The following is a 21,217-nucleotide window of genomic DNA, read 5'->3' as shown; positions in this document are numbered from 1 at the left end:
CGCAAGCACACGAGCAACGGCATGCTGTCGCCCGTTGACTATGAGACCAGACAGCAGAAACTGAACGAGGCAGGTGTCTAGGAAACTAGGGGCACCTCAGACCGATCGCTTCACGGTCGAATTCCATCAGCCTTTGCGCGGCATGCTGGATCAGCTCGCGCAGGAAATCGTTCGACGCGCTTACGCGGCCGCATCTGCGGCCACGGTCACGTCTTACCATCGCTCTTGCCGATCGCCTCGGGAAGGTTGATCGCTCGGCATGGGTCTCGACCCCGTGGCGATCCATGCCTCGCGCTCGGTAGCGTGCTCTCCTTCGTCGTCGTCGGTCTTTGAACAACCTCGGACTACGAATAAACGCGGTGGCCGCCATCCCGGCCGCGCGCTGCGCTACGCCGGGGGCTCCGCGCCCATCCTGCTACGCCATACCGTGGGGCACGGCCGTCTTGGGGCTCTGACGGCGTGCTTGGTCGTGGCGCTGACGTGACGAGCTTGTGCCATAGTGCTGCCGTCCATTCCTACGAAAGGATCACACCATCACCCCGTGGGATTGAAAACCTGAGCCAAGGCACAAAGCCGCGCGATCCGAAGGTGAACATAAATTGCACCTGGACCCGATTGACCGACTGAGATCAGGAAAGATCCGCCGCCACCCACCATGGGTGCAACGGACAAGCGGGATGCTGTTTCAACCTTGAATCGCCCCCCTTTTCCACCTGCATCTCCTGCCTGCGTTAAAGCGTGTCCGCGTCATGATGTCGAAACATCACCCGGTTTTACCGGGGGCCACCGGATTACGGTACGACGGGTACCACGGATGCCATCCATCCGAAACGGCGATCAACCGGCGCGGCGTGACCCGGCTTGTCTCGACCGGCCCGCATGGGTACTGACATGGTGTCAAACTTGCGGTATTTCCATGCTCAGATACGCAAATCTCGCACTCCTCCTGCTGTTTCCGGTCGCTTGGTTCGCACCGCTGATGCGCACCGGGCTGCTGCCCCTGTTCGGGCTGAGCGAGATTTCCGTCATCACCGGGATTCAAAGTCTCTGGGCGTCGGATGTCCTCCTCGCGCTTGCCGTTACGTTCTTCGCCCTCTTCGCGCCGATGCTCAAGACAATCGGGCTGGCTCTGGTGCATTTCCGCGTGATGGATGCCAAGGCAATGCCGGCGCTGCATTTCATGGGGCGCCTCGCGATGGCGGACATTTTTCTAATCGCGCTCTACATCGCGCTGGCGAAGGATATCGGCGTGGGCCGGATCGAGACGGCATGGGGGCTGTACCTGTTCACCGGCTGTGTCGTCGCCTCTCTCGTGATCGGCCTGCTGACCGACGGCCACGGTCACGCCCGCCGCGATACCGTTTGACCGCGCCCCGCCCATGAGGCAAGAGCGCGGTATGGCGAAATCACCCAGATCCTACCGTTGCGCGGCCTGCGGCGCCACCTACTCCAAGTGGTCCGGCCGGTGCGATGCTTGCGGCGAATGGAACAGCATCGCCGAGGAAACGCCGCTGTCCGCCGGCCCCGCGTCAAGGACGCTCGGCGCGCATCGCGGCACGCCCGTTCCCCTTGCCGACCTCGAAGCGGACGAGACGCCGCCACCGCGGAGCGGCTCGGGACTCGCCGAGCTCGACCGGGTGCTGGGCGGCGGCCTTGTCGGGGCGAGCGCGGTGCTGGTCGGCGGCGACCCCGGCATCGGCAAATCGACCCTGCTGTTGCAGGCCGCGGCGCGTTTCGCCCAAGGCGGGCTGCACACCGTCTACGTCTCGGGCGAGGAGGCCGCCGCGCAGGTGCGCCTGCGCGCCCGTCGGCTGGATCTGGCGGCCGCGCCCGTGAAACTTGCAGCCGCCACCAACCTGCGCGACATCCTCACGACGCTCGAGGCCGAAGCGCCGGATCTCGTTGTCATCGACTCGATCCAGACCGTTTGGTCGGACACGGTCGAAAGCGCGCCGGGCAGCGTCGCACAGGTACGCGCGGCGGCGCACGAACTCACCAGCTTTGCCAAGCGCAGCGGCGCCAGCGTGATCATGGTGGGCCATGTCACCAAGGAAGGCCAGATCGCCGGCCCCCGCGTGGTCGAGCACATGGTCGACACCGTGCTCTATTTCGAAGGTGAACGCGGCCACCAGTTCCGGATCCTGCGGAGCGTCAAGAACAGGTTCGGCCCCGCCGACGAGATCGGCGTCTTCGAGATGACGGGCGGCGGTTTGGCCGAGGTCGCGAACCCGTCCGAGCTGTTTCTTTCCGGGCGCGGCAACCCGAGCCCCGGCGCGGCCGTCTTTGCCGGGATCGAGGGCACACGGCCCGTCCTGGTGGAGTTCCAGGCGCTCGTGGCGCCCACCCCGCAGGCGCAGCCGCGCCGCGCCGTGGTCGGCTGGGACGGGAGCCGGCTGGCCATGATCCTCGCCGTACTCGAGGCCCGCTGCGGCATCCCGTTCGCGGGGCTCGACGTCTACCTGAACGTGGCGGGCGGGCTGCGCATCTCGGAGCCCGCGGCCGATCTTGCCGTGGCCGCGGCGCTGTTGTCCGCGCGCGAGGATACAGCCCTTCACGCCGACACGGTCGTTTTCGGCGAAATCAGCCTGTCGGGCGCACTGCGCGGCGTCGGCCAGACGGAAAACAGGTTGAAAGAGGCCCGAAAACTTGGTTTCACATCCGCAATCGTTCCGTCCGGCGGCAAGCCGGGCGTGACCGGCGGCCTCGACCTGACCCGCGTTGAGGACCTTACCGCATTCGTGGGTGACATTTTCGGCGCCGGCTAGGCGCGGCAGAGGACGGGAACGGGCACATGGAAGGTTTCACCATCATCGACGGTGTCGTGGCACTGGTGATCGTGCTGTCGGCCCTGCTGGCGTATTCACGCGGGTTCGTGCGCGAGGCGCTGGCGATCGCGGGCTGGATCGTGGCCGGGGCCGTCGCCTTCATCTTTGCCCCGCAGGTCGAACCGCTGGTAACGGAGATCCCCGTCGTGGGGGATTTCATCGCAGACAGTTGCGAATTGTCGATGATCGGGGCCTTCACGATCGTCTTCGCCGTCGCGCTGATCGTGGCCTCCGTGATCACGCCGCTCTTTTCGTCGCTGGTGCAGCGGTCGGCCATCGGCGGGATCGACCAGGGGCTGGGCTTCCTCTTCGGGGTCGCGCGTGGCGTGCTGCTGGTCGCGATTGCCTATTTCGTCTACGAAACCGTCGTCACCGGCCAGGATATCCAGATCATCGACGACAGCCGCTCGGCACGCGTCTTCGCCCATCTGACGACCTCGGTCGAGGACGGGAACCCCGAACAGGCCCTCGGATGGATAACGCGGCAATACGAAAACCTCGTGGGCGCATGTGACACCAATGGCTGACAGGGGCCGGGCATGACCGGCTCCCCGCTTCTGGCCATGATCCTCGTGGCGGTCGCGGGGGCGGTGGTTGCCGCGCAGGCGCCGTTCAACGCGGCGCTCGGCCGTTCAATAGACAGTTCACTGGCGGCCGCGACGGTGTCTTTCGCAGTCGGGTTCACCCTTCTGGCCCTCGCCACCGCGCTATCCGGTGACGGCGCCGGGCTGCTGTCGCGTCTGGGCGGCGTGCCCGCGTGGATGCTGTTGGGGGGCGCATGCGGCGCGTTCTTCGTGTGGGCATCGCTTTACGCAGTGCCGATCATCGGGGTTCTCACGACAACCACGCTTCTGATCATGGGCCAGATCGTGGCCGCGACCCTGATCGACCATTTCGGCGCTTTCGGGCTGACCCCGCGGGACGTCTCGCCGTCGCGGCTCCTCGCGGCGGTCCTTGTCGCGGCGGGCGCGGTCCTTTCGCGCTTCTGACCTGGCGTCCGGGGACAGGAACCGCGACTTTTCTTGTGATAGTTTCGTGACATGTCGCGACTGAGCCCTTATGTAGATCGCAGGCGATAACGGGATTCGGAGCTGCCCCCTTGTCCAACCAGATGCCCCCCGCCCACCCCTTCGACGATGACAAGCTACGTGAGGAGTGCGGCGTATTCGGCGTGATCGGCGTCACCGATGCCGCCAATTTCGTGGCCCTCGGCCTGCACGCACTGCAGCACCGCGGGCAAGAAGCCGGCGGTATCGTCGCGCATCACCCCGACCACGGGTTCAATTCCGCCCGGCGGTTCGGCTACGTGCGCGACAACTTCACCCGCCAGAGCCTGATGGAAACCCTGCCCGGCCCGCTTGCCATAGGCCATGTCCGGTATTCGACGGCCGGCGGCAAGGCCCCGGTGATCCGCGACGTGCAGCCGTTCTTCGGCGAGTTCTCGATGGGCGGCGCGGCCATTGCCCATAACGGAAACCTCACCAATGCGGACGCCCTGCGCCGCGAGCTTATCGAGCGTGGCTCGATCTTCCAGTCCAATTCCGACAGCGAGTGCATCATTCACCTGATGGCGCGGTCCTTGCAGCGCAACATCCCCGAACGGATGGAGGACGCGCTGCGCCGCGTCGAGGGCGCTTTCAGCGTAGTGGCCATGACCCGGACCAAGCTGATCGGTGTTCGTGATCCGCTCGGCGTGCGCCCGCTCGTGCTCGGGCAGGTCGCGGACGGTTGGGTGCTGAGCTCGGAAACCTGCGCGCTCGACATCATCGGGGCAAAGTTCGTGCGCGAGGTCGAACCGGGCGAAATGGTCGTGATTTCCGATGCCGGCGTCGAAAGCCACTTTCCCTTCCGCCGCCAGAAATCGCGGTTCTGCATCTTCGAACATGTCTATTTCTCGCGGCCCGACAGTATCATCGGGGGCCAATCGGTTTACGAGACGCGCCGCCAGATCGGCGTTGAACTGGCACGCGAGGCCCCTGTCGAGGCCGATCTCGTCTGTCCCGTCCCCGACAGCGGCACGCCCGCCGCGATCGGGTATGCGCATGAATCCGGCATTCCTTACGGCATGGGGATCGTGCGCAACCAGTACATGGGCCGCACCTTCATCGAACCGACCGAGCAGATCCGCAACATGGGTGTGCGGCTCAAACTCAACGTCAACCGCGCCCTCATCGAGGGCAAGCGCGTGATCCTCGTTGATGACAGCGTGGTTCGCGGCACGACGAGCCGCAAGATCAAGGAAATGATCCTTGATGCCGGCGCCAGCGAGGTGCACTTCCGCATCGCCAGCCCGCCGACGGCATGGCCCTGTTTTTACGGCGTGGACACCCCGAATCGCGAGAAGCTGCTGGCCGCCACCATGAGCGAGGACGAGATGCGCGACCATCTTGCCGTGGACAGCCTCAAGTTCATCTCGCTGGACGGTCTCTACCGGGCGGTCGGGGAAACGCAGGGGCGCGACACGAATTGCCCGCAATATTGTGATGCCTGCTTCTCGGGCGATTACCCGGTGACGCCCTCCGACCAGATCGAGAAGGGCTTCCAACTGAAGGCGGCCGAATGATCGCCGCGCCATCCGGCCCGCCTGCAGGATGACATCCGCACCGCTTCGATATCGCCCGCATCATTTCCTGTGCAGCCTCGGGTTCGCGGGCGAGGGCTATTCGTCCGGGTTCACGGCCAACATGGCGCGTATCGTCGACGGGACCCTGCGGGCGCCGGGCGGGGACGACACCGTGATCGAGGTCGTCGGCGCAACCGATGATATCTGCGCGCCCTGCCCCAAGCGACGCGGTATTCTGTGCGAAAGCCAGCGCAAGATCGACAGGCTGGACGCGCGCCATGCCCGGGCCCTTGGCCTGTTCGTCGGGGCGCAACTGAGCTGGGGCGAGGCACAGGCGCGCATCGTCAGGCACGTGCCTCCCGGCGCGCTGTCAGATCTTTGCAAGGGATGCCAATGGTTGGAGCTAGGCCATTGTGAAAACGCGTTGTCGCGCTTGCATGAAAGCCATTCAGCCGACACCGCCCCCAAGGCGGCAGGCAGCACGACCGGCTGACACGCGCCGGGTTCCGCGCCGCCAATCCATCCCCCGCCAAACGCAAACGCCGCCCCCGATGGGACGGCGCAAGGGTCGGTCGGTTCTGGTTGATCCGGCTCAGCCGCGGCGCGCCGCGATCACTTTCCAGCCGCCCCAGACGACCATCGCCGCGATGACGGCCTTGACCACGTCGCCCAGCAGGAAGGGCAGCGCGCCCAGTTGCACGGCCTTTTCCACCCCGGTGAAAGTGGACAGCCACGCGATGCCCGGCAGGTACAGCGCGGCGGAAATCAACAGGGCGCAGAGTGCCGTGGAAACCACGCCGCGCGCCAGGCCCCGCTCGGCGGCAAGACCGGCGAGCCCTGCCATCGCCACGAAGCCGAACAGGAAGCCGGCGGTCGGCCCCATCAGCGCGACACCGTTGGCGCCGTTGGCGAAAACCGGCAGGCCCATGGCCCCCTCGGCCAGATAGGCCATCAGCGTGACAGCCCCGAGCCGGGACCCGAAAGTCAGCCCCACGATCAGGATCGCCAGCGTCTGCAACGTCATCGGGACCGGGAACATCGGCACGCTGACCTGCGCCGCCAGCGCAATGAAAAACGAGCCGCCGATGACAAGGGCCGCCTTGTGCATCAGGGTCTCATGGCCGATCACGGCCTTGGCAAGAACTGTGTCGCGCATCGTCTCCGCATCCTTTCTGTTTATCCGTCTGTCCACCCGTTTTTCGCCGCAACGCCGCGAAAGTCAAGCGAATGCCCTTGATTTAACCCGCATCCGGTGGGATTTGACTGCTCATGACCGACAACAGACCTCTTGAACCCGCCCCTCGGATCGCGCTCGTCACCGGCGCGTCGCGCGGGCTGGGCGCGGCCTTGGGGGTGGCGCTCGCGCCCAGCCATCACGTGGTTGCGGTGGCCCGCACCACCGGCGCCCTCGAGGCGCTTGACGACGACATCCGCGCGGCCGGCGGCACCGCGACGCTCGCGCCTATGGACGTGACCGACCCGGGTGCGATGGCCCAGCTTTGCAGATCCATACATGATCGCTGGGGCCGGATCGACCTGTGGGCGCACACCGCCATCCACGCGGCGCCGCTTTCCCCGGCAGATCATATCGACGCCAAGGACTGGACCAAATCGCTGGAGATCAACGTGACGGCGGCCGGTCGATTGATCGCGTTCGCCGCGCCGCTTCTCACCGCGGAAAGTACCGCGCTTTTCTTCGACGACCCGAAGGCGGGCGAGAAATTCTTCGGGGCGTACGGCGCCACAAAGGCAGCGCAGATCGCGCTGGCGCGCAGCTGGCAGGCCGAAACCGCGCGTACCGGGCCAGTTATCCACGTCCTGACCCCTGCCCCGATGCCGACCGCCACCCGCGCCCGCTTTTTTCCGGGTGAGGATCGCGCGCCGCTGGCAGACCCGCGGGAGGAAGCAAGCCGGATTCTTGCCCAGCTCTGACGCCTTGGTCCCGGGCCCGGCCGTCTACGCGCGCGACGGCGCGCCCCTGCCTGCCGCGCATGCCCGATGCGCATCACGGCCGGGTCCACGGCGCACGCGTACAACGCTTGCCCCGCGCGCGGCGCGCGGCTACACAGGCGTCAGAGCAGGCCCGGAGGCGGAAAATTGCGCATTCTCATCACCAATGACGACGGTATCAACGCCCCAGGGCTTGAGGTGCTTCACGAAATCGCGTCCGGCCTTGCCGGGCCACAGGGCGAGGTCTGGACGGTGGCGCCGGCCTTCGAACAATCGGGCGTCAGTCACTGCATCTCGTTCACGACGCCGATGATGATCAGCCAGATGGACGACCGGCGTTTCGCCGCGCAAGGCTCGCCCGCGGATTGCGTGCTGGCCGCGTTGCACGACGTGATGAAGGACGCGCGCCCCGACCTCGTTCTTTCCGGGGTCAACCGCGGCAACAACTCGGCCGAGAACGCGGTCTATTCCGGCACGGTGGGCGGCGCGATGGAGGCCGCGCTTCAGGGGCTGCCGGCCGTGGCGCTCAGCCAGTATTACGGCCCCGAGAACCGCGACCTCGACGACAAGTTCGACGCCGCCCGCGCCCACGGGATGCAGACCCTGCGTACCCTGCTGGACAAGGGTGTCTGGACGCAGGACGATTACGGCATCTTCTACAACATCAATTTCCCCCCGGTGGCCGCCGACGCGGTCAAGGGGCTGCGGGCGGCACGACAGGGCTTCCGCCGCGACATGGGCTTCGGGGTGCAGCCCACGACCTCTCCCTCCGGCCGGCGTTTCCTCTGGGTGACCGGCGCGCCGCAGCAGCAGCCCACCAGCCCGGGGTCAGACGCGGACTGGAACCTCAACGGCTACATCTCGGTCACGCCGATGCGCGCGGACCTGACCGCGCATGATGCGCTGGAGGCGCTGAAAGCCATCGAATGACGGACCACGCCGGCGATATCGCGGAACGCAAGATGCAATTCCTCTTCGCGCTGCGCTCCAAGGGGGTGACGGACAAGCGCGTGCTGACCGCGATGGAAAAGGTTGACCGCGCCCAGTTCATAAAGGGCTATTTCGCCGAACGCGCCTACGAGGACATGCCCCTGCCCATCGCCTGCGGCCAGACCATCAGCCAGCCCTCGGTCGTCGGGCTGATGACGCAGGCGCTGAAGGTCACGCCCCGCGACAAGGTGCTCGAGGTCGGCACAGGCTCGGGCTATCAGGCGGCGATCCTCAGCCAGCTTGCCCGCCGCGTCTACACGGTGGACCGGCACAGGCGACTGGTCCGCGACGCGACCGAGACTTTCCGCGCGCTCGACCTGACCAACATCACCGCGCTGTCCGCCGACGGCAGCTTCGGCCTGCCCGATCAGGCGCCGTTCGACCGCATCCTCGTCACGGCCGCGGCCGAGGACCCGCCCGGCCCGCTCTTGGCTCAGCTTCGTATCGGCGGTATCATGGTCCTGCCGGTGGGGCAGTCGGATACAGTGCAAAGCCTGATACGCGTCACGCGCACCGAGTCGGGCCTCGATTACGACGAACTCCGCCCGGTGCGCTTCGTACCCCTTGTCGAAGGTCTGGGGCGCGACGCGTGACGCATGTATCGACACGAGTGAAACCGAAAGGCCCCGGCCAACAAGGGGTCGCCCGAATGAGGACCTGATCGAGATGCCCCTCCCCTTCCGCACCGCCATGCCGTTGCTGACAGGCTGCGCGATCCTGGCGCTCAGCGCCTGCGACCGCCCGATCGACATGGACATGCGCGGCCTTTTCGGCGATGCGCCGAGCACGGCCGATGCTGCCCGCAACGCAACCGCCGAGCGGCCCGAACCGGATGCGCGCGGCATCATTTCCTATCCGGGCTACCAAGTGGCCGTGGCGCGGCGCGACGACAGCGTGTCCAGTCTCGCGGAGCGGGTCGGGACCGATGCGCGGGAACTGGCCCGTTTCAACGGCCTGCAACCCGATGACAGGTTGCGCGAGGGTGAAATCATCGCGCTTCCCGACCGCGTTAGCGAACCCGAGGGCGGGCCTCTCCAGCCACCCGGCGTGGACATCCAGACGCTGGCCGGCAACGCCATCGACGAGGCGGACGCGGACGCGGACGCGGCAGAAACAGCGGAGCCTGACCCGGCCGAGACGGCCACCCCCGAGCCCGAGCCGCAGGTCGGGGTGGAGCCGGTGCGCCACAAGGTCGAACGCGGGGAAACGGCCTTTACCATCGCGCGGCTCTACGACGTCTCGATCCGCAGTCTCGCGGAATGGAACGGGCTTGATTCGAATTTCACGGTACGGGAAGGACAATACCTGCTAATCCCCATCGCCGAACCCGGCGAGGAAACCCGGCCCTTCGACGCCGCCGAGATCCCCGAAACCGTGCCTCCGGGCTCGGGCTCACCCACGCCGCCGCCGCCCAGCTCGACGCGGCCGCTGCCCGAGGAAGACACGGCGCCGGCAGCCGAGGCGCCGGAAACCGATGCCGCGCCGGATTTGGGCGAAGACCAGACCGCCCCCGCCTCGGACGCGCGCATGGCCTACCCGGTGCGCGGTGATATCATCCGCGACTACGCGAAGGGGCGCAATGACGGGATAGATATCGCCGCCGAGCCCGGCACGCCGGTGAAAGCCGCCGCTGACGGTGTTGTCGCCGCCATCACCGAGGACACCAACGGCGTGCCGATCATCGTGCTCAAACACCCTGACGACCTGTTGACCGTCTATTCCAACATCGGAAACGTGACCGTCAGCAAAGGCGACAATGTCGGGCGCGGCGATACGCTGGCCAAGATACGAACCGAGGGCACGGCCGCCCTGCATTTCGAGGTGCGCGACGGGTTCGACAGCGTCGATCCGACACCGTATCTCGAATGAGGCCGGGGCCGGCTACGCGCTCGATTGGCTTTGTTGGGGTCGGGGTAGCGGCTACTTAGACGGCAACGCCCCGCCGCCCGGCGAGGTCAGTGAAATACTGCCACGCCACGCGGCCCGACCGCGCGCCACGGGTCGCCTGCCACTCGATGGCCTCGGCGCGCAGGGTGTCCGCGTCGATGCTGATACCGTAGGCGTCGCAATATCCGCGGATCATCGCAAGGTATTCATCCTGATCGCAGGGATGGAACCCCAGCCACAGCCCGAACCGATCCGACAGGGAAACCTTCTCCTCGGTGGCCTCGCTCGGGCTTATGGCGCTTTCTCGCTCGTTCTCGATCATGTCCCGCGGCATCAGGTGGCGCCGGTTCGACGTGGCGTAGAATACCACGTTGTCGGGCCGCCCCTCGATCCCGCCGTCCAGCACGGCCTTGAGCGACTTGTAGTGCTGGTCGTCATGGCTGAAGCTCAGATCGTCGCAGAACAGCACGAACCGCGACTTGCTCGCGCGCAGGATGGTTAGCAACCGCCCGACGCTGGTCAGGTCCTCGCGCTGCAACTCCACGATCTTGAGCGGCACCTCCGCCTCGGCCAGCACCGCGGCATGGACGGCTTTCACAAGGCTAGACTTGCCCATACCCCGCGCGCCCCACAAAAGCGCGTTGTTGGCCGGCAGGCCACGCGCGAAATGGCGGGTATTTTCCAGCAACGTGTCGCGTGACCGGTCAATGCCCACCAGCAGGGACATGTCCACGCGATTTACCCGCGGCACCGGCTGCAGCCGGTCGGGCGCCACGTGCCAGACAAACGCGTCGGCCGCCCCGAAATCGGGGGCGGCCTGCGGCGCCGGGCTCATGCGTTCCAGCGCCGCCGCGACACGCTCAAGCGTCCTGCTCAACGCCGCTCGTCTCCGTCACCCGGGGCGTCGCCTTGATCGGCGTCATCGTCGTCCTCATCGAACTCTGCCGCCAGCGGGTCCTCGGCCTCGGCCTCGTCATCGTCGTCCTCAAACCACAGCCCTTCTGCGCGCAAGCGCTGCTCACGTTCCTTCTCGACGCGCTTCACCAGGAAGATGGAAATCTCGTACAGCCCGTAGACGACCACGAACAGGATCACCTGCGTGATCACGTCCGGTGGCGTCACCAGTGCGGCCAGCACGAGGATGCCGACCATGGCGTATTTGCGCACCGTCTTCAGGCCTTCGGCACTGACCAGCCCGGCCTTGCCCATCAGCGTCAGCAGCACGGGCAACTGGAAACACAGGCCGAAGGCGACGATGAACTTGATCGTCAAGTTCAGGTATTCCTGCGCCGACCCCTGGAAAACCACGCTGAGCGGCGCGGCATTCTGCGGGTCGCCCTCGGGCACTGCCTGCCCCTCGGCGCCGAATTGCTGGAAGCCGAGGAAGAAATCATAGGCAAGCGGCGTCACGACGTAGAACGCGAACGCCGCGCCGAGGAAGAACATGAATGGCGACGCGACCAGGAACGGGAGAAACGCCCCCTTTTCCGACTTGTACAGGCCGGGCGCCACGAAGCGCCACATCTGGTTCGCGATGTAGGGGAAGGCAAGGATGAAACCGCCCAACAGCGACACCTTGATCGCCACGAAGAACCCTTCCTGCGGGCTGATGAAGATCAGGTCGCAATCCTGCCCGCGGCTTGCCAGTACATCGCACAGCGGTGCGGTCAGGAAGTTGAAGATCGGCGTCGCGACGGTGAAACAGATTACCATGCCCACCACGAAGGCGGCGACCGAATGTATCAGTCGTGTCCTGAGTTCCGCCAGATGCTCGATCAGCGGCGCGCTGGACTCTTCGATTTCGTCGCTCGGGCTCATGCCTTGTCCTCAGCGCTCTCTTCCGGCGCCGATGTCGGCTCCGCGTTGGGCCGTTTGCGATCGTCCGTGCCGCCGGCCGGGGCGGGATCGTCATGGTCCACCGCGGGCGCCTCGATCTCGTCGGCGGGCGCCTCGGCTTCGGGATCTTCCGCCCGGTCCTCGGCCTGCCCGCTCTTGGGGCCGGCCATCGTGCGAGACGTGAAACTTTCGGTGGATTTCTTCACCTCGTCCATCGCCGAACTCATCGGGTTCGTCGCCTTGCGCAGCGTGTCCTTGATGTCATCGGCACCGCTGTCAGCGGCGGCGTCGTTCATCGCCTGACTGAACTCGCGCGCCATGCGTTTCGCCTTGCCCATAAACTTGCCAACGGCCTGGAACATGCCGGGCAAATCCTTGGGCCCCACGACGATCAGCGCAACGATGCCGACCACCAGAAGCTCGGTCCAGCCAAGGTCGAACATCTAGGCGTCAGACCTTGTCTTTTTCTTCGTCGGGCGTCACGTCCTTGGCCGGGTCGGTGGCCCCTTCGGCCTCTTCCTCGATCTCCTTGGTGCCTTCGGAAACCCCTTTTTTGAACGATGTGATGCCCTTGCCCACTTCGCCCATGAGGGACGATATCTTGCCGCGGCCGAAAAGAACCAGAACCACCACGGCGATGAGAAGAATGCCCGGAAGGCCGATATTGTTCAACATGTCATGTTCTCCCTCTGTCGGGGCCAGTTTTGAGCGGCCCCGGGATTTTCGTCAACCGTATCTAAGCCTTCTGCGCCCGGGTTGGAAGCACCAATGCGCCGGAGCGGCCGGATTCGTGGCGATTTTTCGCGGCCCGCCGCAATCGGCGCTTGCCGAACCAGCGGCGATATGGCCGCCGGGGTCCGGAACCGGCAGGCCTGCGCCGATGGGCCGCGCAGGCCGGTGGACAAATCCCCGAGGCGGCGTCATGGATGCACGCAGGGCGCGGACAGGACGGCCATGACAGCACGCAAGATCATCATCGATACCGACCCCGGACAGGATGACGCCGTGGCGATCCTGCTGGCGCTGGCCAGCCCCGCGGAAATCGAACTGCTGGGGCTGACCTGTGTGGCGGGCAACGTGCCGCTCGCGCTGACCGCGCGCAACGCGCGGATCGTCTGCGAACTGGCGGGGCGACGCGAAATCCCGGTCCATGCCGGCTGCGATCGGCCGTTGCACCGCGATCCTGTCACCGCCGAGCACGTGCACGGCCGCACGGGGCTCGACGGCCCCGACCTGCCCGAGCCCACGATGCCGATGGCGCAGGGGCACGCGGTGGATTTCATCATCGACACCCTGCGCGACGAGGCGCCGGGCACGATCACGCTCTGCCCTATCGGCCCGCTCACCAACATCGCCACGGCTTTTGATCGTGCCCCGGACATCGTGGAGCGCGTGGCCGAGATCGTGATGATGGGCGGCGCCTATTTCGAGGTGGGCAACGTCACCCCCGCGGCGGAGTTCAACATCCATGTCGACGCCGACGCGGCGGCCATCGTCTTTGGCGCGGGCGTGCCGCTGACGGTGATGCCCCTCGACGTGACGCACAAGGCGCTGGTCACGCCCGCGCGCAACGCTGCCATCCGCGCGCTCGGCTCGCCCGTCGGGCACGCCGTCGCCGCGATGACCGGTTTCTTCGAACGCTTCGACCGCGACAAATACGGCACCGACGGCGCCCCCCTGCACGACCCGTGCACCATCGCCTACCTGTTGCGGCCCGGGCTGTTTTCCGGCAGGCACGTAAATGTCGAGATCGAGACCGGCTCGCCCCTCACGGTCGGCATGACGGTGGCGGACTGGTGGCGCGTGACCGACCGCGCGCCGAATGCCCTCTTCATGGGCGATGTCGATGCCGACGGCTTTTTCAGCCTCCTGACAGAAAGACTGGCCCGCCTGTGACACAGCTTACCCTCGCCCGCCCCGACGATCTGGACCGCTTGATGCGGCTCGTGGCCGACCACCACGGCGAACAGGCCCTGTCGCAACCCGAGGACGCGCGCCGTGCGGCACTGGAACCGCTGTTGGCCGGCTCACCGCACGGGGCCATCTATCTCATCGGGCCGGGCCGCGCGCCCATCGGGTACCTCGTGTTGAGTTTCGGCTGGTCGATCGTCGCCGGCGGCATGACCGGCGCAGTAGACGAAATCTATATACGTCCAGCCGTGCGCGGGCGGGGCATCGGCTCGGAAGTGCTGACGAACCTGCCCAAGGCGCTGGCCGGCGCGGGGTTGCAGGTCCTGCATGTCGAGGTGCCACGCGACAACGAGGCGGCACAGCGGCTCTGTTCCCGCCTGCGCTTCGCGCCCCATCCGGACGGCCTGCGCATGAGCCGGCGTTTCTGACGCGCCGGGTGCCGCGGCGGTCTGGTGTTTCGCGACATGCGCCCTATCTTGAAGCCATGACCGTTCAGATACCCTTCGACAATTCTTACGCCCGGCTGCCCGCCAAGTTCTACACCCGGCTGACGCCCGTGCCGGTCAAGGCACCGCGGCTCATCAGGTTCAACGATGCGCTGGCCGCCGAAATGGGCATCACGCGCGGCAGCGACGCGGAAATGGCCGAGATATTCTCGGGGAACCGCCCGCCTGAAGGGGCCGACCCGCTGTCGCAGGTCTATGCCGGCCACCAATTCGGCGGCTTCTCGCCGCAACTGGGCGACGGGCGTGCCAACCTCCTGGGCGAGGCGGTCGGGAACGGCAAACGCCGTGACATTCAGCTCAAGGGCTCCGGCCCGACCCCCTATTCGCGCATGGGCGACGGCCGGGCGTGGATGGGGCCGGTTCTGCGCGAATACGTGGTGAGCGAAGCCATGCACGCGCTCGGCATCCCCACCAGCCGCGCCCTTGCCGCGGTGGCGACGGGCGAGCGGGTTTACCGCGAACAGGGCGCGCTGCCCGGCGCGGTCCTCACCCGCGTGGCCGACAGTCACATTCGCGTGGGCACCTTCCAGTTCTTCGCCGCACGGCAGGACGTGGACAGCCTCCGCGCGCTTTTCGAGTACACGGTCGACAGGCACTACCCCGCGGCGGAAACACCGACCGACCTGTTGACCGCGGTGATCGACGCACAGGCCCGGCTGGTCGCGCAATGGATGGGCGTCGGTTTCATCCACGGCGTCATGAACACGGACAACACGGCCCTTTCCGGTGAAACGATCGATTACGGGCCGTGCGCCTTCATGGACGCCTACCATCCGCAAACGGTATTCAGTTCGATCGACGTTCAGGGCCGTTACGCCTATGACAACCAGCCCAACGTGATCGTGTGGAACATGGCCCAACTGGCCACCGCGCTGGTTCCGCTCATGCCTGATCAGGACGCGGCGATCGAAACGTTCACGCGTGCCGTTCACGCCATGCCCGGCAAGATCGCCGCCGAATGGCTGCAGGTCTTCGGCCGCAAGATCGGCCTTGACCAGCCCCGCGCCGAGGACGAGCCGCTGATCACCGGGCTGCTGGCCCGCATGGCCGAGAATCGCGCCGATTTCACCAACACGTTCCGCGCCCTCGCCGATGGCGACGCGCGCGACCAGTTCCTCGATCCTGCGGCCTTCGACACGTGGGCGGCCGACTGGCGCGCGCGGCTGGCCGACGAGGACGCCGCCCGTGCCACGATGCGCGCCGCCAACCCGGCCGTCATCCCCCGCAATCACCGGGTTGAGGAAATGATCGCGGCGGCGGTGGCCGGCGATTTCGGCCCGTTCGAACGGCTTGTCGGGGTGCTTGCATCGCCCTGCGACGACCAGCCGGATGCCGCGGACCTGCGCCAGCCGCCCGCTCCTGCCGAAGTGGTAAAGCAGACGTTTTGCGGCACATGACCCCGGCCCGGGGCGCTGCCCGCGCCTTGGCCCTTGGGTGCCGGGCCCGCTGGGCCGGCCGGGTTACTTTCGCAACCGCTTGAAAAAACGCGGGTTTTTTCGGATAAATTCGTCAATAACAGCGGCCGGACCTCCGCGCGCCTGCCCCTTGAGATAGCCGAACCCGGTGGCCGCGCCGATAAGCGCGCCCACCGCGTCGACGATCAGGTCGCCCATCGTGTCCATGAGCCCCGATTTCTGCATGTTCATGCCGAAAATCTGGTCCATCCCGAATTCGAACATTTCCCAGACCGTGCCGATCGTCAGCGCGAAGCAGAATGCGAAGAACGCCACCGCCACGTGCGGCGCGGCGAACCGGTCCCCTTGGAACATCATGAAAACCAGCACGAAGCCGATCAGCCCGAACCCCACCGCCGAGGTGCCGTGCATGGCCATGTCCCACCACCACAGCCATTCGTAGAAATCGAAGACCTCACCCAGGAAAAGCGTGCCGCCGACGAAGATCGCCAGGGCGGCGATCATGCCCGGGGGGACGTGGATGTTCGCCCACTTGGCAACGAAGACCGGCGCGAGTGACAGCGAAAGCGTGGCCAGCGCGACGAAGGCGAGTTCCCAGCGAAGCTCGAAAACCGCCCAGATCATCACGCCGCAAAGCGCCACCCAGATCAGCCGCGCCAGCCATGTCTGATCTGCAAACACCGGATGACATCCCCCGCGTTACATGCTGATATCCCTGATATGAAAGCGTCGCACCTGCGGATTGCAACCTACAACCTTCAGAAATGCGTAGGGCTCGACCTGCGGCGCCGGCCCGACCGCACGCTCAACGTGCTGGGCGCGACGGGGGCGCAGGTGGCGGTGCTTCAGGAGGTGGACAAGCGCCTGCCCCCCCGGCCCGCCGCCCTGCCCCATGACATGGTCGAAAGCGAGGGCTGGCAGATCCTGCCCTTCGGCGCGCCGGGCGGCTCGCTCGGATGGCACGGCAACGCGATGCTGGTGCGCGGCGGGGTCCGCGCCACGCGCACCCTGCATCTGGATCTGCCGGGGCTGGAACCGCGCGGCGCGATCCTCGCCGATCTCGACACGCCGCTCGGCGCGCTTCGCGTGGTGGGGCTGCACCTCGGGCTGGTGCGCCGCTACCGGCTGCTACAGGTGGCCACCGTGATTCGCGTGCTCGGCCGGCTACCGGCGCTGCCGACGGTCCTTGCCGGGGACTTCAACGACTGGGGGGACGGCGCCGCGATCGAGGCGACGGCGCATGACATGCGGTTCGCCGCCACCCCGCCCAGCTTTCCCGCACCCCGCCCGGTGGCACGGCTCGACCGCTTCGCACTCAGCCCCGGCCTGCTGGCCCGCGCGACCGCGGCGTATCGCGCGCGCCCGGCACGGGTCGCTTCCGATCATTTGCCGGTATGGATCGATCTGGGCTGAGCCGGCGCGGCGCGGGTGTCTCAACGCCAAAGGCGGGGTTTCCTCGGCCGGGCAAATATTCTAAACCCGCTTGAGATGCTTCCGCGGCCATTGCACGAGGGGCCGATGCCCGACACCATCATCAACCGCTGCGAAACCAAGGGCCTACGCATGACCGACCAGCGCCGGATAATCGCCGGTGTCCTCGAGGAAAGCGACGACCACCCCGACGTGGAAGAGCTGTACGCCCGCGCAAGTGCCCGCGACCCGCGCATTTCCATCGCCACGGTCTACCGCACCGTGAAGCTGTTCGAGGAAGCGGGCATCATCGACAAGCTCGAATTCGGGGACGGCCGGGCACGGTACGAAGACGCCGAACGGGACCACCACGACCACCTGATCGACCTCAATTCGGGGGAGGTCATCGAATTCGTCGACCCCGAGATCGAGGAACTTCAGGAACGCATCGCGCGCAAGCTGGGCTACCGTCTCAAGGGGCATCGGCTGGAACTCTACGGCGTGCCGTTGAAAAAGGCCTGATCCGCGCCGCCCCGGCCGGGCGAGCCCGGCGGCCGCCCACATGCCGCAAGCCGGCGGGCCGGCAGCGGCCCCCTGTCCGTGCTGTTGCACCCGTCCCCCAGGCCCGCTACGGCTTACGCGTCTTATCTATCTCCGGGACTCGCATGGATAACCTGCGTGGCGGCGCGCTGATGATTCTGGCCATGGCCGGATTCGCGCTCGAGGACATGTTCGTCAAACGCCTCACCGGCAGCCTGTCAGTGGGGCTGGTGCTGATCCTGCTCGGAGCCGGCGGGGCGCTTGTCTTCGGCGTGATGGCGTTGGCCCGCGGGCACAGGCTTTTCTCGCGCGACCTGATCAGCCGGCCTGTCCTGCTGCGCAATTTCGGGGAGCTCGTCGCCACTCTAGGCTTCGTGACGGCGCTCGCGCTCACCCCGATCTCCTCCGCCTCGGCCATCCTGCAAGCGACGCCGCTGGCGGTCACGCTCGGGGCGGCGCTGTTCCTTGGCGAGCCGGTGGGTTGGCGCCGTTGGAGCGCCATCATCGTCGGCTTCACCGGCGTGCTGATGATCATCCGGCCTGGGTTGCAAGGGTTCCAGCCCGCCTCGCTTTTCGCCGTGCAGGCGGTGGTGGGGCTTGCCATCCGAGACCTTGCCACCCGCGCCACGCCGCGTACCGTCACCACGCTGCAACTGGCCAGCTACGCTTTCGCCACGCTGGTCCCGGCCGGGGTTCTGATGCTCTTTATCTGGCCCGGCAGCACGGTATCACTGCCGACGCCCGCGAACTGGCGCGACCTTTCGCTCGCACTTCTTTTCGGCGTTTTCGCCTATTACGCCATCGTCGCGGCCATGCGGGTGGGCGATGTTTCGTACGTGACACCCTTTCGCTATACCCGACTGGTCTTCGCCCTGATCATCGGCGTCACCGTGTTCGCCGAACGGCCCGACGGCTGGACACTCACGGGCGCGGCATTGATCGTGGCAACCGGCCTATACTCGGTGATCCGCGAGGCCCGCCTGCGCCGCCGCATCCACCTGTGATCCCGCCCTTCCGGTCTTCGCGGCCTTGAAACCGCCGGCCGGCGCCCCGGATCGAGAAAACCAAGGGTACTGCGCCTGTGTTAGCGATAAACACCTTGTTAGCGCTACCAAACCCCGTTCCAATTCCGGACCAAACTTGGTAAAGCCACCTTGACCGTATTCATTCCAGGGAAATCTCCATGAGCACCATCATCGACATCCACGCTCGCGAAATCCTCGACAGCCGGGGCAACCCGACGGTCGAGGTCGACATCATCCTCGAGGACGGCACCATGGGCCGCGCGGCCGTGCCCTCGGGCGCGTCCACCGGCGCGCACGAAGCGGTCGAGCGGCGAGACGGCGACAAATCCCGGTACGGCGGCAAGGGCGTGCTCGAGGCCGTGGCCGCGGTGAACGGCGAAATCGCCGACATGCTTGCCGGTTTCGACGCCACCGAACAGGTGGGAATCGACACCGCCCTGATCGAGCTGGACGGCACCCCGAACAAGGGCCGGCTGGGCGCGAATGCCATCCTCGGCGTCAGCCTTGCCTGCGCCAAGGCAGCGGCGGATTTCACCACGCAGCCGCTGTTCCGCTATGTCGGTGGCACCTCCGCCCGCACCCTGCCCGTGCCGATGATGAACATCATCAACGGCGGTGAACATGCCGACAACCCCATCGACATCCAGGAATTCATGATCATGCCGGTCGCCGCGGACAACATGCGCGACGCGGTGCGCATGGGTGCGGAAGTGTTCCATACGCTCAAGAAAGAGCTTTCGGCGGCGGGTCTTTCCACCGGCATCGGCGACGAGGGCGGCTTCGCCCCCAACCTGTCCTCCACCCGCGAGGCGCTTGACTTCATCCTAAAATCCGTCCAGAAGGCAGGCTACAAGCCGGGCGCGGACATCTTCCTCGCGCTGGATTGCGCCGCGACCGAGTACTTCAAGGACGGCAAGTACGTCTTTTCAGGCGAAGGCGCAATCCTGACCCCGCAAGAGAACGCGGCCTACCTGCAAGCACTCGTGACCGACTACCCGATCATCTCGATCGAGGACGGCATGTCCGAGGATGACTGGGACGGCTGGAAACTCCTGACCGACGCGATCGGAGACACGGTGCAACTGGTGGGCGACGACCTGTTCGTGACCAACCCCGAGCGGCTGGCCGACGGCATCGCGCGCGGCGCGGGCAACTCGATGCTGGTCAAGGTCAACCAGATCGGCACCCTGACCGAAACGCTCAGGGCGGTGGACATGGCTCACCGCGCGCGCATGACGAACGTCATGAGCCACCGTTCGGGCGAAACCGAGGACGCCACCATCGCCGACCTCGCGGTCGCCACCAATTGCGGCCAGATTAAGACGGGTTCGCTCGCCCGCTCGGACCGGCTGGCGAAGTACAATCAGCTCATCCGCATCGAGGAAACCCTCGGCGAAACGGCCCGGTATGCCGGCCGGTCGATCCTGCGCGGCTGATCGTGCCCAGAACAGGCCGGGCGCGCGCGACACCGCGCGCGCCCTTGTCCCATTACGGGCACGGCGCCCGGTAATAGGTGCCGTCGCCGCGTGCATAGGCGCAGGTGCCCGTCGCCGTGTTCTGCGCCACGACCGTGCCCGCCGCGGCACCGGCCAGACCGGCGATCAGCCGCCAGTTGTCATTGGCGTCAAGCGCTTCGGCGGTGATCAGGCCCGCCGCCGCGCCTCCGGTCGCCCCGGCAAGGGCGCGCTGCCCGGGTGTCATGTTCTCGCAGGCCGACAACGCCATCGTGGCAAGCGCGGCAGCCGTCAGGGAAATCTTTCTCATCAGGTCCTCCTGTTTTTCCGGCTCGATACTATCAGCCAGCCTGCCTCGCCGACAGGCGCAGCCGGACATGGCAGCCCCCTTAGGCGGAAACCGGCCGTCATGAACCGGCCTTCACGATACCAGCAGCACCGCGCCACCCGAATTGACGCCGATCAAGGCCGTGCGATGCGATCCGCGGCTAACCTTGAGCAAGATGCGCCGTCCATGCGCGCAGACCTCAAAACCGGAGACCACCACATGCCCAGACCCCTCGTCATCCTCCTCGCCGCTTTCGCCACAGCCGCATTGGCTGGCTGCACCGACGATAAACGCTATCCCCTCTCCGGCGAAGAATGCGCGCCGGGCGACCCCGTCCAGTCCGTAGACCCGGCCGCGGACAATTGTGTGCCCGCGGCTTAGGTGTTCAGTCCCAGCGTGTGATGGGTTGGAACGACAGTGGACCTTTTTGTCTCTCTTGTCCAGGTTTTGCAGATGTATCCGAATGGCGTCAGGCCCTGCAGCGTCTTGAGTCGGCGCGTATAATTACAGGCTGCGATGACGTCGCCGAGGTGGGTTTCGAGTTGAGCCTGTGCCTCGTAATGGTAGCGCTTGACGG

At 66.4% G+C, this 21,217-nt stretch carries 24 protein-coding genes and 1 pseudogene; 17 read left to right on the top strand and 8 right to left on the bottom strand.

All coding sequences use genetic code 11. The features are described from left to right. Nucleotides 1-916: 916 nt before the first annotated feature. The 6 genes from ACH107_RS18230 to ACH107_RS18205 all read left to right on the top strand — a co-directional run bounded on the left by ACH107_RS18230 (nt 917) and on the right by ACH107_RS18205 (nt 5,881). Nucleotides 917-1,366 (top strand): paraquat-inducible protein A, encoded by a 450-nt coding sequence (locus ACH107_RS18230; RefSeq protein WP_412507044.1) that lies wholly within the window; start codon nt 917-919, stop codon nt 1,364-1,366. Nucleotides 1,367-1,397: 31 nt separating this feature from the next. Further along, nucleotides 1,398-2,765, top strand: coding sequence for a DNA repair protein RadA (gene radA / locus ACH107_RS18225; RefSeq protein ID WP_412507043.1), 1,368 nt, complete (start codon nt 1,398-1,400; stop codon nt 2,763-2,765). Nucleotides 2,766-2,791: 26 nt separating this feature from the next. Further along, complete coding sequence (locus tag ACH107_RS18220; protein WP_412507042.1) at nt 2,792-3,352, top strand: CvpA family protein; 561 nt, start codon at nt 2,792-2,794, stop codon at nt 3,350-3,352. Between the two features lie 12 nt (nt 3,353-3,364). Then, nucleotides 3,365-3,814: a DMT family transporter gene (locus ACH107_RS18215; protein WP_412507041.1), complete on the top strand. Its 450-nt coding sequence runs from the start codon at nt 3,365-3,367 to the stop codon at nt 3,812-3,814. A gap of 122 nt (nt 3,815-3,936) precedes the next feature. Beyond that, nucleotides 3,937-5,388: an amidophosphoribosyltransferase gene (gene purF, locus ACH107_RS18210; RefSeq protein WP_412507046.1), complete on the top strand. Its 1,452-nt coding sequence runs from the start codon at nt 3,937-3,939 to the stop codon at nt 5,386-5,388. Between the two features lie 28 nt (nt 5,389-5,416). Further along, on the top strand, nt 5,417-5,881 hold the full coding sequence (locus ACH107_RS18205; RefSeq protein ID WP_412507040.1) for a DUF1284 domain-containing protein: 465 nt from the start codon (nt 5,417-5,419) through the stop codon (nt 5,879-5,881). Between the two features lie 99 nt (nt 5,882-5,980). On the opposite strand, the gene ACH107_RS18200 is transcribed toward ACH107_RS18205, so the two are convergent. After that, the gene (locus ACH107_RS18200; RefSeq protein ID WP_412507039.1) at nt 5,981-6,544 is read right to left on the bottom strand and encodes a biotin transporter BioY; all 564 of its coding nucleotides are present in this window, start codon (nt 6,542-6,544) and stop codon (nt 5,981-5,983) included. Nucleotides 6,545-6,657: 113 nt separating this feature from the next. On the opposite strand from ACH107_RS18200, the gene ACH107_RS18195 reads away from it, so the two are divergent. The 4 genes from ACH107_RS18195 to ACH107_RS18180 all read left to right on the top strand — a co-directional run bounded on the left by ACH107_RS18195 (nt 6,658) and on the right by ACH107_RS18180 (nt 10,197). Continuing rightward, nucleotides 6,658-7,320, top strand: coding sequence for an SDR family NAD(P)-dependent oxidoreductase (locus tag ACH107_RS18195; protein ID WP_412507038.1), 663 nt, complete (start codon nt 6,658-6,660; stop codon nt 7,318-7,320). A 165-nt stretch (nt 7,321-7,485) separates the two neighbouring features. After that, entirely contained in the window at nt 7,486-8,268 is a 783-nt protein-coding gene (gene surE, locus ACH107_RS18190) for a 5'/3'-nucleotidase SurE (protein ID WP_412507037.1), read from the top strand. Beyond that, nucleotides 8,265-8,921 (top strand): protein-L-isoaspartate(D-aspartate) O-methyltransferase, encoded by a 657-nt coding sequence (locus tag ACH107_RS18185; protein WP_412507036.1) that lies wholly within the window; start codon nt 8,265-8,267, stop codon nt 8,919-8,921. Before surE ends, ACH107_RS18185 begins: the two co-directional genes overlap by 4 nt. A gap of 73 nt (nt 8,922-8,994) precedes the next feature. Next, nucleotides 8,995-10,197 (top strand): peptidoglycan DD-metalloendopeptidase family protein, encoded by a 1,203-nt coding sequence (locus ACH107_RS18180; protein ID WP_412507035.1) that lies wholly within the window; start codon nt 8,995-8,997, stop codon nt 10,195-10,197. A 55-nt stretch (nt 10,198-10,252) separates the two neighbouring features. Here the strand turns inward: ACH107_RS18180 and ACH107_RS18175 are convergent, their stop codons facing one another. The 4 genes from ACH107_RS18175 to ACH107_RS18160 are packed head-to-tail and all read right to left on the bottom strand — an operon-like array spanning nt 10,253 to nt 12,726. Then, nucleotides 10,253-11,050: an ATP-binding protein gene (locus ACH107_RS18175; protein WP_412507045.1), complete on the bottom strand. Its 798-nt coding sequence runs from the start codon at nt 11,048-11,050 to the stop codon at nt 10,253-10,255. A gap of 38 nt (nt 11,051-11,088) precedes the next feature. After that, nucleotides 11,089-12,033, bottom strand: a complete 945-nt coding sequence (gene tatC / locus ACH107_RS18170) for a twin-arginine translocase subunit TatC (protein WP_412507034.1) — start codon at nt 12,031-12,033, stop codon at nt 11,089-11,091. Continuing rightward, nucleotides 12,030-12,494 (bottom strand): Sec-independent protein translocase protein TatB, encoded by a 465-nt coding sequence (gene tatB / locus ACH107_RS18165; RefSeq protein WP_412507033.1) that lies wholly within the window; start codon nt 12,492-12,494, stop codon nt 12,030-12,032. Before tatB ends, tatC begins: the two co-directional genes overlap by 4 nt. A 7-nt stretch (nt 12,495-12,501) precedes the next feature. Next, nucleotides 12,502-12,726, bottom strand: coding sequence for a twin-arginine translocase TatA/TatE family subunit (locus tag ACH107_RS18160; RefSeq protein WP_412507032.1), 225 nt, complete (start codon nt 12,724-12,726; stop codon nt 12,502-12,504). Between the two features lie 279 nt (nt 12,727-13,005). Here ACH107_RS18160 and ACH107_RS18155 point away from each other — a divergent pair, with 279 nt between their 5' ends. From ACH107_RS18155 to ACH107_RS18145, 3 genes are read left to right on the top strand one after another with little or no spacing between them, the layout of a single operon-like run. Beyond that, nucleotides 13,006-13,947 (top strand): nucleoside hydrolase, encoded by a 942-nt coding sequence (locus ACH107_RS18155; RefSeq protein ID WP_412507031.1) that lies wholly within the window; start codon nt 13,006-13,008, stop codon nt 13,945-13,947. Continuing rightward, entirely contained in the window at nt 13,944-14,390 is a 447-nt protein-coding gene (locus ACH107_RS18150; RefSeq protein WP_412507030.1) for an N-acetyltransferase family protein, read from the top strand. The genes ACH107_RS18155 and ACH107_RS18150 overlap by 4 nt, the downstream gene beginning before the upstream one ends. Before the next feature lie 56 nt (nt 14,391-14,446). After that, nucleotides 14,447-15,865, top strand: a complete 1,419-nt coding sequence (locus tag ACH107_RS18145; RefSeq protein WP_412507029.1) for a protein adenylyltransferase SelO — start codon at nt 14,447-14,449, stop codon at nt 15,863-15,865. 63 nt (nt 15,866-15,928) lie between these two features. On the opposite strand, the gene ACH107_RS18140 is transcribed toward ACH107_RS18145, so the two are convergent. Beyond that, entirely contained in the window at nt 15,929-16,564 is a 636-nt protein-coding gene (locus ACH107_RS18140; RefSeq protein WP_412507028.1) for a hypothetical protein, read from the bottom strand. A gap of 39 nt (nt 16,565-16,603) precedes the next feature. Here ACH107_RS18140 and ACH107_RS18135 point away from each other — a divergent pair, with 39 nt between their 5' ends. From ACH107_RS18135 to eno, 4 genes are all read left to right on the top strand, one after another. Continuing rightward, nucleotides 16,604-17,296 (top strand): endonuclease/exonuclease/phosphatase family protein, encoded by a 693-nt coding sequence (locus ACH107_RS18135; RefSeq protein WP_412507027.1) that lies wholly within the window; start codon nt 16,604-16,606, stop codon nt 17,294-17,296. A 105-nt stretch (nt 17,297-17,401) separates the two neighbouring features. Next, nucleotides 17,402-17,815 carry a Fur family transcriptional regulator gene (locus ACH107_RS18130; RefSeq protein ID WP_412507026.1) on the top strand — a complete coding sequence of 138 codons (414 nt, stop codon included), beginning with the start codon at nt 17,402-17,404 and terminating at the stop codon, nt 17,813-17,815. A 143-nt stretch (nt 17,816-17,958) separates the two neighbouring features. Then, entirely contained in the window at nt 17,959-18,837 is an 879-nt protein-coding gene (locus ACH107_RS18125) for a DMT family transporter (RefSeq protein ID WP_412507025.1), read from the top strand. Nucleotides 18,838-19,016: 179 nt separating this feature from the next. Beyond that, nucleotides 19,017-20,294 (top strand): phosphopyruvate hydratase, encoded by a 1,278-nt coding sequence (eno, locus tag ACH107_RS18120; protein ID WP_412507024.1) that lies wholly within the window; start codon nt 19,017-19,019, stop codon nt 20,292-20,294. A 52-nt stretch (nt 20,295-20,346) separates the two neighbouring features. Here the strand turns inward: eno and ACH107_RS18115 are convergent, their stop codons facing one another. Both ACH107_RS18115 and ACH107_RS18110 read right to left on the bottom strand, forming a co-directional pair. After that, nucleotides 20,347-20,622 (bottom strand): glycine zipper 2TM domain-containing protein, encoded by a 276-nt coding sequence (locus ACH107_RS18115; protein ID WP_412507023.1) that lies wholly within the window; start codon nt 20,620-20,622, stop codon nt 20,347-20,349. Nucleotides 20,623-21,017: 395 nt separating this feature from the next. Beyond that, nucleotides 21,018-21,217: pseudogene (locus ACH107_RS18110) on the bottom strand (IS481 family transposase); the annotation flags it as partial.

The organism is Roseovarius halophilus (ex Wu et al. 2025) (assembly GCF_047086965.1).
This window is presented reverse-complemented; position numbering and strand designations above follow the sequence as displayed.